Origin of the sequence: Pararhizobium sp. LjRoot238 (genome assembly GCF_964252955.1) — a bacterium.
Classification (GTDB): domain Bacteria; phylum Pseudomonadota; class Alphaproteobacteria; order Rhizobiales; family Rhizobiaceae; genus Pararhizobium.
Genome location: NZ_CAXUPP020000001.1, coordinates 465,763 through 480,417, shown reverse-complemented (window position 1 = coordinate 480,417; position 14,655 = coordinate 465,763). Strand labels below are relative to the sequence as shown.

The window sequence follows — 14,655 nt, the reverse complement described above, 5'->3', positions numbered from 1 at the left end:
AGCATGATATAGAGGCTGGCTTGGGTAGCGGAGGAAAGCATGCAATCAGATCGCCCCCTTTGGACACCGTCCCGTGAATTCATCGACCAGACGCCGATGAAGGCGTTCATCGACTGGTGCGAACAGCGCTTTTCCAAGAGCTTTGTAGACTATGATGCGTTCCATGACTGGTCGATCTCCGAGCGCGCCGATTTCTGGACGGCGGTCTGGGACCATTGCGGCGTCATCGGCGAGCGGGGCGAGCAGGCGCTGATCCACGGCGATCGCATGTTGGAAGCCCGGTTCTTTCCCGACGCGACGCTCAATTTCGCGGAAAACCTGTTGCGGAACACGGGGAGCGGAGACGCACTGATCTTCCGTGGCGAGGACAAGGCGCAATCGCGCATGTCCTTTGATGAACTGCGGGCGCTGGTGTCGCGGCTGCAGCAGGCGTTGAAGGCCGCGGGCATCGGCAAGGGTGACCGCGTCGCGGCGATGATGCCCAACATGCCCGAGACCATCGCGCTGATGCTCGCCACTACCTCCATTGGAGCGATCTGGTCGTCCTGTTCCCCCGATTTTGGCGAACAGGGCGTACTCGATCGTTTCGGCCAGATCGAACCCAAGCTGTTCATCGCCTGCGACGGCTACTGGTATGCCGGCAAGCTGCAGGACGTTTCCGCAAAGGTTCAGGCCGTCATGAAGAAACTCGGCGTGCCGGCCCTGATCATTCCCTATGCCGGCGATGCGGCCGCGCTCGCAGCATCCATTGAGAACGGCAAAACCCTCTCCGCCTTCATCGCGCCCTTCGCCGAAAAGCCGCTCGAGTTCACGGCGCTGCCCTTCTCGCATCCGCTTTACATTCTCTTTTCTTCCGGCACGACCGGCGTTCCGAAATGCATCGTCCATTCGGCCGGCGGCACGCTGTTGCAGCATCTGAAGGAGCACCGCTTCCATTGCGGCTTGAGAGAGGGCGAGAAGCTCTTCTACTTCACCACCTGCGGCTGGATGATGTGGAACTGGCTGGTGTCCGGTCTCGCGCTGGGCGCAACGCTTTGCCTCTTCGACGGCTCGCCGTTCCATCCAGATGGCAACGTGCTGTTCGACTATGCCCGTGACGAGAAATTCGCCATCTTCGGCACTTCGGCGAAATATATCGATGCGGTTCGCAAGGGCGGTTTTACGCCGGTCTCGACGCATGATCTCTCGTCGCTGCGCCTGATGACATCAACCGGTTCGCCGCTGTCGCCGGAAGGCTTTTCCTTCGTCTATGAAGGCATCAAGCCCGATATCCAGCTGGCCTCGATTTCCGGCGGTACGGATATCGTCTCCTGCTTCGTGCTCGGCAATCCGCTTAAATCCGTCTGGCGCGGCGAAATCCAGGGGCCTGGCCTCGGCCTTGCCATGGATGTCTGGAACGACGACGGTCAGCCGGTTCGCCAGGAAAAGGGCGAGCTCGTCTGTACCAAGGCATTCCCCTCCATGCCGGTGATGTTCTGGAACGATCCGGAGGGCGCCAAATACAAGGCTGCCTATTTCGAACGCTTCGACAATATCTGGTGCCACGGCGATTTCGCCGAATGGACCGAGCATGGCGGCATCATCATCCATGGCCGTTCGGACGCGACGCTCAATCCGGGCGGCGTGCGCATCGGCACCGCGGAGATCTACAATCAGGTCGAGCAGATGGAGGATATCGCCGAGGCGATCTGCATCGGCCAGGATTGGGATGATGATGTTCGCGTCATCCTGTTCGTGCGCCTGGCAAAGGGCAGGGAACTGACTGACGACCTCGTCAAGGCGATCAAGACCAGGATCCGCACCGGCGCATCGCCACGCCACGTGCCGGCGAAGATCATCGCGGTCGCCGACATCCCGCGCACGAAGTCGGGCAAGATCGTCGAACTCGCGGTGCGCGAAGTGGTGCATGGCCGGCCGGTCAAGAACAAGGAGGCGCTTGCCAATCCGGAAGCCCTCGACCTCTACGCAAACCTTCCCGAACTGCGGAGCTGACCCCGGTGCCGTTAAGGATTTCCGGCCTGCCGAATTAACCAAAGCTTATGTCTTTGCCGCGAATGCTTAAAATTTGCGGATGCGGCGGAAAGGTTTTGTTTACGAATGGCAGCGCATGGTGCTCTCAACTTGAGGTTACCCGATGTGAGGGCTAGCGCTCGGCAGAGATGCCTGCACCGACCAGACGGCACTGCTTCTCGAGTACCTGTTTAGCATCAACTTATCGAGGCAGCTTTTTAGCTGCCTCTTTTTTTATCTGCTAATCCAGGAGCTTACGTTGTCACTAATGCATGCTGTTCGGTAGAAACTGCCACCATCCTTGTTGGGCAGGAGGTGACGGATAAACCCAAGCAGTCGTTTCTTCAATCATTCGGCCTGGTACTATAGACTCCGATGTCGAGTAGGGGTGTTCCCGACCAAGTTTCGGCCGTTTCGATGCTGTTTCGATCATACTCTCCAGCCGCTCCGCTTTGCGAATTCGTGGACGACTTCTGGCTCTACGAGGATTACGCGGGTGATCATTCATGGGAACGGATACTCCCGAGCGGAACATTCGAGATGGTATTCAACCTCCGCGAAGATGAGTTTCGTATCTACAGCTCATCCGATCCGCACGAGGGGCTGGACGTGCTGATACGCACCCATGGTCGAGCGAAAGTACGCGACATCGCGAGAGCAGTCGATTTGAGCCCGCGGCGATTCATCGAGGTGTTCACCGCCGAGGTAGGCCTGACGCCGAAGCTTTTTGGCCGCGTGCAGCGCTTCCAGCATGCATTTGCATCGTCGCGGAACACGGCGAAGGTCAACTGGGCTCAACTCGCCCTGGACGTCGGCTACTTCGACCAATCGCACCTGATTCACGAGTTCGTCGAATTCTCCGGTCTCACTCCGGTCGAACTCCGACACCGACTGAAGGCATTCGATCATGCAGGCGCGCACGTGAAGCGCCACCATCTGCCCTTGGCAGACTGACTTCCATTTTTTCCAATCTGCGACGCTTTCCAGCTGGTAGAGATAGCGGAGAACGCGCGACGGCCAGGCATTCAGGCTGACCGCGCCTGTCCAACATTGGGAGAAAGAAATGTCGGAAATAACCGTCAATGTCCGTTACATGGTCGATGATGTCGAGGCTGCCATCACATGGTATACGACCCATCTGGGCTTTTCAGTTCTGTCGAACCACGCCCCCGCTTTCGCGGATGTGCGGCGCGGAGCGTTGCGGCTGTTGCTCAGCGGGCCGACGAGTTCGGCGGGACGGCCGATGCCGGACGGCGAACAGCCCCGATCCGGCGGTTGGAACCGCATTCATCTGATCGTCGACGATCTGCCTGCCGAAGTAGCGCGGTTGCATGCTGCCGGTGTCCAATTCCGCAATGAGATCGTCACGGGACCGGGCGGATCGCAGATCTTGTTGATAGACTCGTCCGGAAATTTCGTTGAGCTCTTTCAGCCGGCAAGCAGATGACTTCCCGATCCAACGTCCGCGAGGGGGCGAGACGCATCCTTCGCCGCACAGCCAGCAAGCATCCGGATGTGGCGTAAAGTTGCCACCCTGCGCCTGAATACTGGTAGCAATTGCCGTGCAATAGCTAATTTGCCAGCACCCGCTGCGACGGGAAGGAAATCTCCACAAGCGTGCCTTCGTTCGGCGCCGAACTGATCGAGAACTGGGCCCGGTTCGCTTCCGCCATGGCCTTCGTCAGCGGCAGGCCGAGGCCGGTGCCGTCGCCGCGCTTGCGCACGCCGGTCGTCACCTGCCGGAAGGGTTTCATCGCCTGCTCGAGCTCGGTGCGGGTCATGCCGACGCCGGTGTCGCGGATGCGCAGGATGACGCTTCCATTGGCCTCATAGGCCGTCGAGACGACGATCTGGCCACCCGACGGCGTGAAACGGATGGCGTTCGACAGGATATTGAGGGCGATCTGCTTGATCGAGCGGTTGTCGGCGACCACGTTCGGGACAGAGCCCGAAAGCGATGTGCGGATGATCACGCGCTGACTGTTGGCCTGTGGCTGGACCAGGGCGACCGCCTCCGAGACCGCGTCATTGATCTCGACAGCGGTGAACTCCAGATCCATCTCGCCGGCTTCGATCTTGGAAATGTCGAGCAGGTCGTTGACGATGTCGAGCACATGGCGGCCGGAGCGGCCGATGTCGCTGGCATATTCGACGTAACGGGGATTGCCGATCGGGCCGAAATGCTCGCTCGCCATCATGTCGGAAAAGCCGATGATCGCGTTCAGGGGCGTGCGGATCTCATGGCTGACGCGGGCGAGAAAGTCGCTCTTATGGGCATTCGCCGTCTCGGCTGCACGCTTGGCGTTGCGCAGTTCCTCTTCCGTCCGCTTCCATTGGGTGATGTCGCGGATGACGGCGCAGAAGCCGTTGGAGGAGGAGAGGCGGCCCATGGTCATGAACAGCGGGATGAAACCGCCGGACGCTTCGCGGCCGATCACTTCGCGACCGTCATTGAGTACGCTGGCGACGCCATGGCCGGACAGGCCCGACAGATAGTCGAGCACTGCCTTCTGGCTCTCATGGGCAAACAACATGGCAAAGGGCTTGCCGCGAACTTCACCGTCATCATAGTTGAACAGCGCGCTCGCCGAGCGGTTCAGCGAGCGGATTTCTCCGTCCGCGCCGACAACGACGACGCCGTCCGTCGCGGTTTCGAGGATCGAGTGCAGTTCTTCGGTCTCCATGCGCAGAGCCTGGATTTCCGTGTTCCTGTCAGCCTCTGGCGCCGTGACTTCCGGCGAGGCTTCGGTTGCGACTGAAGTTGCCGGCGCATGCACCGCCGAGAGCGCCATCATCAGCGCGCTCTTGTCTTCCCAGCGGATCGATTGCAACCGCGCCGTCACGGGAATGAGATTGCCGTCATTGCGGATGACCATCAAAGCGCCGTCCGGCATGTCGAGGAGACCGTCCTCATTGCCGGCGAAGAGAGCATCGATCCCACCTTCGTCTCGCAATTCGTCCAGGTCGGAATAGCCGGTGAGCTTGAGGAACTCGGAATTGGCATGAAACAGATCGTCGCCGCTGTGAACCAGAAGGGCAATCGGCAAATTGTCGAGGAGTTCCGGCGTCAGGCTGCTGTTGCTGCTGGTGCGCGGCGGCACGATCGCGTCGAGCGTTTCGGAGAGCGCGGTTTCGCTGGCTGGGGTCGTAGCGCCATCGATATCCGCAAAATCGTCCTTGTCGGTGTTGTCAGCCTTCAGCAGTGCTGTCTCTTCGACAGGGTCGGCGATCACCGGTTCATCGGCGACGGGCTCATCGGTTGCCGGCGCATCTTCGTTCGCGCGCTTGTCGAAGGTCCCGCCCAACTGACGCGCGATCTCGCGGAACGCGGCCTGCTCGCTGCGGCTCAACGTCTCGGTACCCGGCGGCCGATGGTCGTTGAGTTCAATCACCTTGTCGGACGCGCGGCGCCCCGGCGTCTCGACCAGCTTCAATGCTGGAACTTCACCACGGAAAGGATCTTCCGGCGGAAGCTCCGCTGCAGGCTGCTCGTCTTCCAGTCCGGCGAACAGGTCTTCCTCGTCGGAATGTTCCGGTTCGGCTTCGGCCGCAAGGTCAGGGCTGGATTGCGCAGGGCCGGCAGTTTCAACGCCGCCGTCGGTGCCGTCGCCCGCGATCCCGTCATCCACGATGGTCTCGTCCAGGATCGAGCCGTTTGCCGCACCTTCCTGATCGCCGTGACCATCGTCCACGTCCGTGGCGTCAACGGTTGCGCCATCGATTTCTCCGGGCGCGTTCTCGTCGACGGAGTAGGTCACTGGCTCGCCGAATGTCAGGCCGATCGCCTGTTCGTCCTCGACCGCATCCGCCACGCGCACGATGCCGAAGCCGCGAAAGCCGTCGAATTCGCGGTTGCGCGAATAGGTCGGAAGGGCTGCCAAATCGACCGGGACCTGCAGGCTGGTCCCTTCGACCGGCCAGAAAATGGTCTTTCCCGACCAGGTATCGCGCCGCTTCAGCAATTCGCCGATCGTGTTGCCGGGATCGAGATGGTACCGCGCCGCCAGCTCGGTGAAGCGCTGGCCGCCGACATCGGCGGATTTCGGCCCGACTGCGGTCGCGAATTCCTCGGAAATCTCGCTGAAACGCCCGTCGGAATCGATCTTCCAGACGAAACGCACGGCCCGGCTGTTCGGATTGAAGACGAAGCCTTGCGCCGCGCCGGCTGCGCTCGCCTCGTCCTGAAATGCCTCTTCCGACGTGATTTCGACCGGCGCTATGGCAGCCTGCTCGTCCAGAGGTGCTTCGTCCGGTGCGTCCTTCTCCGTCTCATTCCGCGTTTCGGCGGCCGTTTCGTCCGCGACTGTCACGTTCGGTTGTTCGGCAAGGTCCTCGGCCCCGGCGGCGATAGCTTCGCCGACCTCGGCGAGATCGTCTTGTTCCACCGTCTCAGCCGGTGACAAGTGCGGCTGCGCCTCGTCTGCATGGGTGTCCGCTACTTCTGATACAATGTCGCGAGGTGTTGTGTCAGCGTCGATGGAAGGCTGTTCGGTCTCTTCGGTAGAAACGAGCGTATCCGTAAGGGCGGCCTCGTTTTCCGTCTCCTGCACCGAAAGATCATCGGCAGGCGTTTCCAGCAGCGATCCGGTGAAGCTTTCGTTTTCCGCCGGAATTTCCTCGATCGTTTCGATCTCGTCGATAACATCGTCCGGCAGGCTTGCCGGCGAAAGAAGCGGCGGCGCCGACACGGATAGTGCGGTGTCTCCCGTGGCGACGGTTTCCTCGACCTCGCGGAAATCGGCGCCTGGGTCGAGATTGCCGAGAATAGTCTCGACGGCAAAAAGCAGGTGCAGGGCAGGGTTTTCAGAAAGTTTGCCGATCGCCGCCGGCAGATGGCCCTTGCCGGTCGGGACCGGGCGCTTGAGCAGCCAGTCGCTGTCGCGGGCAACGGCGGTGACCAGCGCACGGCAGGTCTGCGGCGTCATGGAGAGCGCGTGGAAGCCGGGGGAGGCGGCGAGAAGCGTGCCTTGACTATCGAGGACCGCCATATGCGTATCGGGATCGTCGAAGCCGGAGATCATCCGGGCGGCGCGTTCTTCCGCTGACAGCGGCTTGCCGGTGCGCGGGGCTGTAAAAAGGATTGCGGTTTCGCCGGGCCGCACGGTGATCATCTCCACCGCAGCGCTGACGGAAAGGCGCTGGAAGCCCGAGGCGATGCGCATGAGAAACGACCGTTTGTCGCCGCTGCGTTCGAGCTGCCGGGCTGCCGTCTCCATCTGGCGATAGGCGGCATCGTTGCGGTTGGCGCCGCTGTCGATGAAGTCATAGATCGACGGCAGGCCGAACAGGAAGGCGCCCTCGCCATTCGACCATAGCACCTGGCTCATGTCTGGTGAAAACAAGACGGCCGCGTCGCCCCTCGCAAAATGCTCCCGCACCCGCTCGTGAACGGCGATGTCGATGAAGGGATACGATTTTGCGGGCATCGGCTGACCTGGTTTAAAACCGTCACACGGACGGGATTGTTAACAGTGTATTAATAGCCGTCAGGGCGGCGGGGGTCCAGCTTACGGGCCATGCGCCACAGGTCTTTCGCCGCGAAAGGTTAATTCCGGCCGGTTTGTTTGTTGTGCAATGCACAAATATATTGCAATGCACAACGAAATCGCCTATATAGACATCATCTGAAACGGGTGCCTCATGAGAGGGCCCAAACCAAGGAGCGCTGATCATGGCTACCAAGAAAACAGAAGATGCCTTTTCGCTGGCTGCATTCGACCCGACAAAGGTGACCGAGACCTTCCGCGATTTCGCGCAAAAGGGTGCCGCCCAGTCGAAGGAAGCCTATGCGAAGGTGAAGACCGCCGCCGAAGACGCGACGAAGACCGTTGAAGCAACGCTCGAAAGCGCCCAGTCCGGCACCGTCGAACTCGGCCTCAAGGCGATCGAAGCCCTGCGCACCAATGCCGAGAACTCGCTCTCGCATCTGGAAGCGCTGCTCGGCGTCAAGTCCGTTTCCGAATTCTTCGAACTGCAGACCGCCTTCATCCGCAAGCAGGCCGAGCTTGCCGTGGAGCAGGCGAAGTCGATGCAGGAAGCCACCCGCAAGGTTGCCGAGAACGTCACGAAGCCCGGCAAGGACGCCGCCGAAAAGGTCATCTCCGGCTTCAAGAAGAACTGATTTAAGCCGGCGCCGGTTTGCCGGTGCAGCCCCATCAAGAGAACCGGGTGATCCGTCACCCGGTTTTTTCACATCAAACGGCAAGTTATGTCTTGCAAAAAATACGGACTGCCCGTATTTGACCCGGAAAGCGGCACCCGACGATGTTTCGTGTGTCTCTCTTATGTGCGGTTGTAGCTCAGTTGGTTAGAGCGCAGGTTTGTGGCACCTGAGGTCGGAGGTTCGAGACCCCCCAACCGTACCATTTTGCCCTTCATATTTCTAAATTGTCCTTCGCGCCGGCGCGTTGCAAACGGGCGTTGTGCCCCCTATCTTGGACCCGCCTGAGCGCAAAGAGATCGTTCAAACAAAAATATGATGTTCCGCGGTCACCAGCTCCTGAAGGAAATCGGCGACGGTGCGGACGCGGACGAGATCGCGGGCACTTTCGTGGTAGGTCGTCCAGTAGGCCCGCCGGATCGTCGTCTCCGGCAGGATGCGGATCAGTTCGGGATATTGCCGGGCGATGTAATTGTGCAGGATGCCGACCCCGGCGCTGGAGCGCACCGCCTCGGTCTGGCCCGTTGCGCTGGAAATCTCGAAGGATGCATCCCAGCTGCGCATCACCTCGCCGGTGAAATTGAGCGAGGCCGTGAAGATCAGGTCCTCGACATAACCGATGCGGCGATGGGTCTTCAGATCATCGATGGTCTCGAGTGTTCCGTTGGCGGCGAGATACTCCTGCGAGGCGTAGAGCCCGAGCGTGTAGTCGGTCAGCTTCGAGGAGATCAACCGGCCCTGTTCCGGGCGTTCCAGCGTGATAGCAATGTCGGCTTCGCGTTGCGACAGCGAAAAGGAGCGGGGGACAGGCACGAGCTGGATACGCAGTTCCGGAAAACGCGCCGTCAGCCGGCCAAGGCGCGGAGCAAGGAACGACACGCCGAAACCGTCCGGCGCGCCGACGCGCACCGTGCCGGCGATCATCGTGTCGATACGGCCGATCTGCGCCTGCGCGGCCAGCATCTCTGTTTCCATCCGCTCGGCGGCGTGCACGAAAATCTCGCCTTCTGCCGTCAGGTCGCAGCCATTCGTGCGGCGGATCAGAAGCCGCGTCTTCAGTGATTCTTCCAGCGCCGTCACCCGCCGGCTCAGCGTCGCGTGATTGACGCCGAGCCGCTTCGAGGCTGCGAGGATCTGGCCGGTTCGGGCCACGGCCAGGAACATGCGCACGTCGTCCCAGTTCATCAACGCGGACCTTTGGCGAGGGGCGAGTTACCCCCCTCTGTCACTCCGTGACATCTCCCCCTCAAGGGGGGAGATTGTTCTTTTCCCTCAAATGTCTGCCGCCTGCGATCTCCCCCCTTGAGGGGGAGATGCCCGACAGGGCAGAGGGGGGTAACTATCCACGAGCTCTGTTTTGACATCAATTCCTGCACAACGGTTCCTGAATATCACGCGTTGATTTGTGCATATTGTAGTGCGACACTCTCGCCATAATCAAGATCAGGAGGATCACCCATGTATGAGATTGGTCATTTCATTGGCGGCAAGCGCGTTGCCGGCACCAGCGGCCGCACGAGCAATGTCTACAATCCGGCAACCGGCGAAGTTCAGGCCACCGTGGCGCTTGCCAGCGACGCGGAGATGGATGCAGCCGTGCAGAACGCCAAGGCAGCACAGCCGAAGTGGGCTGCGACCAACCCGCAGCGCCGCGCCCGCGTCTTCATGAAGTTCGTTCAGCTCCTGAACGAACATATGAACGAACTGGCCGAGATGCTGTCACGCGAGCATGGCAAGACCATCGACGACGCCAAGGGCGATGTCGTCCGCGGCCTGGAGGTTTGCGAGTTCGTTATTGGCATCCCGCACCTCGCCAAGAGCGAATTCACCGAAGGCGCCGGCCCGAACATCGATATGTATTCGATCCGCCAGGCCGTCGGCATCGGCGCCGGCATTACGCCATTCAACTTCCCGGCCATGATCCCGATGTGGATGTTCGCGCCGGCGATCGCCTGCGGCAACGCCTTCATCCTGAAGCCGTCCGAGCGTGATCCGTCCGTGCCGATCCGCCTTGCCGAACTGATGATCGAAGCAGGTCTGCCTGCCGGCATCCTCAACGTCGTCAACGGCGACAAGGGCGCGGTCGATGCAATTCTGACCCATCCAGATATCTCCGCCGTTTCCTTCGTCGGCTCGACGCCGATCGCCCGCTACGTCTATGGCACGGCTGCGATGAACGGCAAGCGCGCCCAGTGCTTTGGCGGCGCCAAGAACCACATGATCATCATGCCGGATGCCGACATGGATCAGGCCGCCAACGCCCTGATGGGGGCGGGCTACGGTTCGGCCGGCGAACGCTGCATGGCGATCTCGGTCGCCGTCCCGGTCGGCGAGGAAACCGCCAACCGCCTGATCGAAAAGCTGACACCGATGGTCGAAAGCCTGCGCATCGGCCCCTATACCGACGAGAAGGCCGACATGGGTCCGGTCGTAACCAAGGAAGCCCATGACCGGATCAAGGGACTGATCGACAAGGGTATCGAGCAAGGCGCCAAGCTCGTCGTCGACGGCCGCGATTTCAAGCTGCAGGGCTATGAAAATGGCCATTTCATCGGCGGCTGCCTGTTCGATAACGTCACGCCGGACATGGACATCTACAAGACCGAAATCTTCGGACCGGTTCTCTCCGTCGTTCGTGCCAAGAACTACGAGGAAGCCCTCGACCTGCCGATGAAGCATGAATACGGCAATGGCGTCGCGATCTACACCCGCGACGGCGACGCGGCCCGCGATTTCGCAAGCCGCATCAATATCGGCATGGTCGGCGTCAACGTTCCGATCCCGGTTCCGCTCGCCTACCACTCCTTCGGCGGCTGGAAGTCCTCGTCCTTCGGCGATCTCAACCAGCACGGCACGGACTCGATCAAGTTCTGGACCCGCACCAAGACGGTCACGAGCCGCTGGCCGTCGGGCATCAAGGGCGGCGCTGAATTCGTCATGCCGACGATGAAGTAAGCTTCCTTCCCCATCCTCCGCAAATTGGGCCTCCTCCCGGGAGGCCCTTTTTCGTTGTGCTCGCCAGCGCGTGGTTGACCCGCGGTGGTGGCCGTTTAAGACTTGTGCCGGCGGCCGAATATCGGGGGATAGTCGGCCGTTTCTTCAATTGCATTCAATGTTAGGGAAGAGGGGCGACTATGAACACGACTGAAACGGCACCCTTGCCGGCGGCATCGCAGGATTTTTACAGGCTATCGTTTAGCGGAAATGCAAGGGAATATTTCGGCATCTGGATCGTCAATATCCTCCTGACGATCATCACGCTCGGCATCTATTCGGCCTGGGCGAAGGTGCGGCGCAACCGTTATTTCTACGGCAACACGGTGCTGCTCGGCCGCGCCTTCGAATATCATGCCAAGGGCAAACAGATCTTCATCGGCCGGCTGATCGTCTTCGCTTACCTGGTCGTTTACAACATTCTGCTGACAGCGTTCCCGATCGCCGGCCTCGCGCTCGGCGCCGTCATCCTCCTCTTCTTTCCCTGGCTGATCATGCGCGGCCTGCGCTTCAGCGCCCGGGTCACCAGCTACCGTAACGTCCGGTTCGATTTTACCGGCAAGATGGGCGGTGCCTTCGTAGCCTTCATGGCCGGCCCCGTGCTGGCGGTCCTGTCGCTCGGCATTCTGGCACCCCTCGCCAGCCGCTGGATGTATCGCTACATGGGCAACAATCTGCGGTACGGCGGCCGCGCATTCGCCACCGATCCGCGGTTGGGGCCGATCTACCAGACCTGGTTCTTTTCGGCGCTGATCATTGTTCTCGGAATGCTGATCGTCGGCGTCGCCGTTCTTGCCAATGTCTCCGTCATCGCGGCGCTGATCGACAATCCGGATGTGATCTCGCCCGAGATGAACGCATCGCTCTTTCTTCTGGGGGTGGTCAGTTATCTGGCCGTGCTTCTCTCCTTCGGCATCGCAGCTCTGTTCTATCGTGCTGGCGTCCGCAACATTGCCTGGTCGTCGACACTTTTCGATGGCAGACATAATCTGAAGAGCGACCTGTCGCGGTTCCGCTATGTGTGGATTGCCATCTCCAATGTTATCATTACCGTTCTGACCCTCGGCCTGATGCGGCCGTGGGCGGCTGTGCGCATGGCGCGTTATGTCAATGGACATACGGCGATCCATTTCGATGGCGACGTCGGCGAAATCCTGGCGGCGGTCGAGCAGGAAGGCACCGCCGTCGGCGCCGAGTTCATGGAGTTCGAGGGCTTCGATTTTGGCTTCTGATGACCAGCCGATTTGCCGCGGCGATTGGCATCCGCACAGTTCCAGCCGGTCTGTCCAGGCCCGTCTGCTCGTAAGGGATGGGCAGATCGCGGCTGTTGAGGAAGAGGGGGAGGCAGCGCTCGCTTTCGCCGCCTTTCCAGCCCTCGATATTTCGCCGCGGGTTGGTTCGATCCCCCGCCGCATCGAGTTTCCCGATGGTTCGCTGTTCGAAACCTCCGACAAAGATGCGATCGATCGCTTGCTGCTTGTGAACGGGCGCAAGCGAGCAGGCCTGGTACACCGGCTCGAGCGGTTTCATCCGCGCCTGCTGATCTTCGTTGCCGCGGTTTTCCTTCTGTCCGGCCTGGTCTACCGTTGCGCACTACCGGTTCTGGTCGAGGTTGCCGTCGCCGTCACGCCGCCGGTCGTGCCGCGGATGATGTCCGTCAGCACGCTGGAGACGCTGGATCGCACCGTGCTCGACGAAACAAAGCTGGACGAGGCGAAAAGGGACGCGATTTCCGAAGGTTTCGCCCGTATCGCGGCCCAGTCTGCGCGTGGCGCCTCCGCCTATGCGTTGCACTTCCGGGAAGGTGGGGCGATCGGTCCGAACGCCTTCGCGCTACCGGATGGAACGCTGATCATTACCGATGAACTGGTTGAACTTGCCGGCGACGACACCGAAATGCTGATCGGTGTGCTGGCGCACGAGATCGGCCATGTCGAACTGGAACACAGTCTTAGGCAGATCTACCGCGCCGCCGGCATGGCCGGCCTGATCATGCTGATCGCCGGCGACGTGGGTGACAGTGTCGAGGATCTGCTTGTTCAGGGCGGTGGTTTGCTGGCGCTGTCCTACTCCCGAGCGGCGGAAGCCGCGGCCGACCGTCATTCGGTCGAACTGATGGAAAAGGCCGGATACGACCCCGCTGCCGTCGCCCGTTTCTTCGAAATCCTCGAGAAAAAGCTCGGTGATACGTCGGGCACAAATATCCTGTCGACACATCCGGGCACCCCGGAGCGCAAGAAGGCGATCCTCGATTACCAAGCGAAGTTGCGTCAAGATTAGGGTAGTCCGGAATGTTCGTCTTAACTTGCCAAGTCCTCTCATTTTTCTGGGACGAAGGGTGGACAGTCCATAGGAAACTGATGATCATGATCGCATCAAGATGATTTTCTGCTTTTTGGAATTGTTCCAAACTGTGATCCGTTCTATATGAGTATGACAGTCATGAAATCACCGGCAGAGTCGCCGCCATACCTTGTGATTTCGACGTGCCGATAGGGAGGGCTCAGCGGTTCGCTTGAACCGAGGGGCGCAGAAATTTAAAGCTTGGAGCAAATAATGCGCCTGACGAAGCAAACGAACTACGCAGTCCGCATGCTGATGTATTGCGCTGCCAATGACGGCCATTTGAGCCGCGTTCCGGAAATCGCCAGGGCTTATGGCGTATCCGAACTCTTTCTGTTCAAAATTCTGCAGCCACTCAACAAGGCCGGCCTTGTCGAGACGGTGAGGGGCCGTAACGGCGGTGTACGCCTGCCGAGGCCCGCCGCCGAGATCAGCCTCTTCGACATCGTCAAGGTGACCGAGGACAGCTTTGCCATGGCGGAATGCTTCGAGGCGGGTGAGATCGATTGTCCGCTCGTTGATAGCTGCGGCCTGAACGCGGCATTGCGCAAGGCGCTGAATGCCTTCTTCGAGGTCCTGCAGCAATATTCGATCGACGACCTGGTGAAAGCTCGGCCGCAGATCAACTTCCTGCTCGGCCTCGACCAGATCACACATCCGAAAACGGCCGCTTGAGGCTGTCTCTGCTTGGAGCATCAAAAGCCCGGTTGATCCGGGCTTTTTGCTGGCCCTATTTCCTTATCACATATTCCCTGAGAATGAACTCGATCGCAGTCGGATCGATTTCCGCCTTGTCGATGCGGAAATCGGCGCCATATTCCTCGAACTTCTGGAAGTAGGGGTCGGCGAGGGATGAGGAAATCACCCCGATCGGCCCGATGAAGCCCTGTTGGCGCATGGCCGGAACGGTTTCGCGAAAATCTGCCTGTGGCTGCAGCCGGTTGTCCATCAGCACCATGGATACGGGCTTCCCGGATTTGATGAAGTCGAGGGCCGCATCGATCGTTTCGCAATAATGCAGACGGATTTCTGCGCTCGAAACCCTCTTTATCAAGCCGCGCATGATCAGGTTTTCGGCCGGATCATCATCAACGAGCAAGATGTGAATTGGTTCTGTCATGATGATCTGCTGTTCCGCCTAATGGAAT

At 60.2% G+C, this 14,655-nt stretch carries 11 protein-coding genes and 1 tRNA gene; 9 read left to right on the top strand and 3 right to left on the bottom strand.

Features of this window, described 5'->3' with window-relative positions:
- The first annotated feature begins 39 nt into the window (after positions 1–39).
- From ACSQ3F_RS02510 to ACSQ3F_RS02500, 3 genes are all read left to right on the top strand, one after another.
- Positions 40–1,992, top strand: a complete 1,953-nt coding sequence (locus tag ACSQ3F_RS02510) for an acetoacetate--CoA ligase (RefSeq protein WP_436098773.1) — start codon at positions 40–42, stop codon at positions 1,990–1,992.
- A 393-nt stretch (positions 1,993–2,385) separates the two neighbouring features.
- Positions 2,386–2,964: a helix-turn-helix domain-containing protein gene (locus ACSQ3F_RS02505; RefSeq protein WP_436098772.1), complete on the top strand. Its 579-nt coding sequence runs from the start codon at positions 2,386–2,388 to the stop codon at positions 2,962–2,964.
- Positions 2,965–3,073: 109 nt separating this feature from the next.
- Positions 3,074–3,457 carry a VOC family protein gene (locus tag ACSQ3F_RS02500; RefSeq protein ID WP_436098771.1) on the top strand — a complete coding sequence of 128 codons (384 nt, stop codon included), beginning with the start codon at positions 3,074–3,076 and terminating at the stop codon, positions 3,455–3,457.
- A 124-nt stretch (positions 3,458–3,581) separates the two neighbouring features.
- On the opposite strand, the gene ACSQ3F_RS02495 is transcribed toward ACSQ3F_RS02500, so the two are convergent.
- The gene (locus ACSQ3F_RS02495) at positions 3,582–7,436 is read right to left on the bottom strand and encodes a PAS domain S-box protein (RefSeq protein ID WP_436098770.1); all 3,855 of its coding nucleotides are present in this window, start codon (positions 7,434–7,436) and stop codon (positions 3,582–3,584) included.
- 245 nt (positions 7,437–7,681) lie between these two features.
- Here ACSQ3F_RS02495 and ACSQ3F_RS02490 point away from each other — a divergent pair, with 245 nt between their 5' ends.
- Positions 7,682–8,131 carry a phasin gene (locus ACSQ3F_RS02490; RefSeq protein WP_436098769.1) on the top strand — a complete coding sequence of 150 codons (450 nt, stop codon included), beginning with the start codon at positions 7,682–7,684 and terminating at the stop codon, positions 8,129–8,131.
- 167 nt (positions 8,132–8,298) lie between these two features.
- Positions 8,299–8,375, top strand: a tRNA-His gene (locus tag ACSQ3F_RS02485).
- 98 nt (positions 8,376–8,473) lie between these two features.
- On the opposite strand, the gene ACSQ3F_RS02480 is transcribed toward ACSQ3F_RS02485, so the two are convergent.
- A complete protein-coding gene (locus ACSQ3F_RS02480; RefSeq protein ID WP_436098768.1) occupies positions 8,474–9,355 on the bottom strand; it encodes a LysR family transcriptional regulator in 882 nt (293 codons plus the stop codon).
- A gap of 273 nt (positions 9,356–9,628) precedes the next feature.
- On the opposite strand from ACSQ3F_RS02480, the gene ACSQ3F_RS02475 reads away from it, so the two are divergent.
- From ACSQ3F_RS02475 to rirA, 4 genes are all read left to right on the top strand, one after another.
- Complete coding sequence (locus ACSQ3F_RS02475) at positions 9,629–11,125, top strand: CoA-acylating methylmalonate-semialdehyde dehydrogenase (RefSeq protein WP_436098767.1); 1,497 nt, start codon at positions 9,629–9,631, stop codon at positions 11,123–11,125.
- Positions 11,126–11,304: 179 nt separating this feature from the next.
- Complete coding sequence (locus tag ACSQ3F_RS02470) at positions 11,305–12,396, top strand: YjgN family protein (protein WP_436098766.1); 1,092 nt, start codon at positions 11,305–11,307, stop codon at positions 12,394–12,396.
- Positions 12,386–13,444, top strand: coding sequence for a M48 family metallopeptidase (locus ACSQ3F_RS02465; RefSeq protein WP_436098765.1), 1,059 nt, complete (start codon positions 12,386–12,388; stop codon positions 13,442–13,444). The genes ACSQ3F_RS02470 and ACSQ3F_RS02465 overlap by 11 nt, the downstream gene beginning before the upstream one ends.
- A gap of 276 nt (positions 13,445–13,720) precedes the next feature.
- On the top strand, positions 13,721–14,182 hold the full coding sequence (rirA, locus tag ACSQ3F_RS02460; protein WP_436098764.1) for an iron-responsive transcriptional regulator RirA: 462 nt from the start codon (positions 13,721–13,723) through the stop codon (positions 14,180–14,182).
- 55 nt (positions 14,183–14,237) lie between these two features.
- On the opposite strand, the gene ACSQ3F_RS02455 is transcribed toward rirA, so the two are convergent.
- A complete protein-coding gene (locus tag ACSQ3F_RS02455) occupies positions 14,238–14,627 on the bottom strand; it encodes a response regulator (RefSeq protein WP_436098763.1) in 390 nt (129 codons plus the stop codon).
- Positions 14,628–14,655 lie beyond the last annotated feature (28 nt).

Bases quoted from the DNA above. Each gene is read 5' to 3' on its own strand.
- ACSQ3F_RS02510 (WP_436098773.1), top strand. From the start codon at position 40: ATGCAATCAGATCGCCCCCTTTGGACACCGTCCCGTGAATTCATCGAC.
- ACSQ3F_RS02505 (WP_436098772.1), top strand. From the start codon at position 2,386: ATGTCGAGTAGGGGTGTTCCCGACCAAGTTTCGGCCGTTTCGATGCTG.
- ACSQ3F_RS02500 (WP_436098771.1), top strand. From the start codon at position 3,074: ATGTCGGAAATAACCGTCAATGTCCGTTACATGGTCGATGATGTCGAG.
- ACSQ3F_RS02495 (WP_436098770.1), bottom strand. From the start codon at position 7,436: ATGCCCGCAAAATCGTATCCCTTCATCGACATCGCCGTTCACGAGCGG.
- ACSQ3F_RS02490 (WP_436098769.1), top strand. From the start codon at position 7,682: ATGGCTACCAAGAAAACAGAAGATGCCTTTTCGCTGGCTGCATTCGAC.
- ACSQ3F_RS02480 (WP_436098768.1), bottom strand. From the start codon at position 9,355: ATGAACTGGGACGACGTGCGCATGTTCCTGGCCGTGGCCCGAACCGGC.
- ACSQ3F_RS02475 (WP_436098767.1), top strand. From the start codon at position 9,629: ATGTATGAGATTGGTCATTTCATTGGCGGCAAGCGCGTTGCCGGCACC.
- ACSQ3F_RS02470 (WP_436098766.1), top strand. From the start codon at position 11,305: ATGAACACGACTGAAACGGCACCCTTGCCGGCGGCATCGCAGGATTTT.
- rirA (WP_436098764.1), top strand. From the start codon at position 13,721: ATGCGCCTGACGAAGCAAACGAACTACGCAGTCCGCATGCTGATGTAT.
- ACSQ3F_RS02455 (WP_436098763.1), bottom strand. From the start codon at position 14,627: ATGACAGAACCAATTCACATCTTGCTCGTTGATGATGATCCGGCCGAA.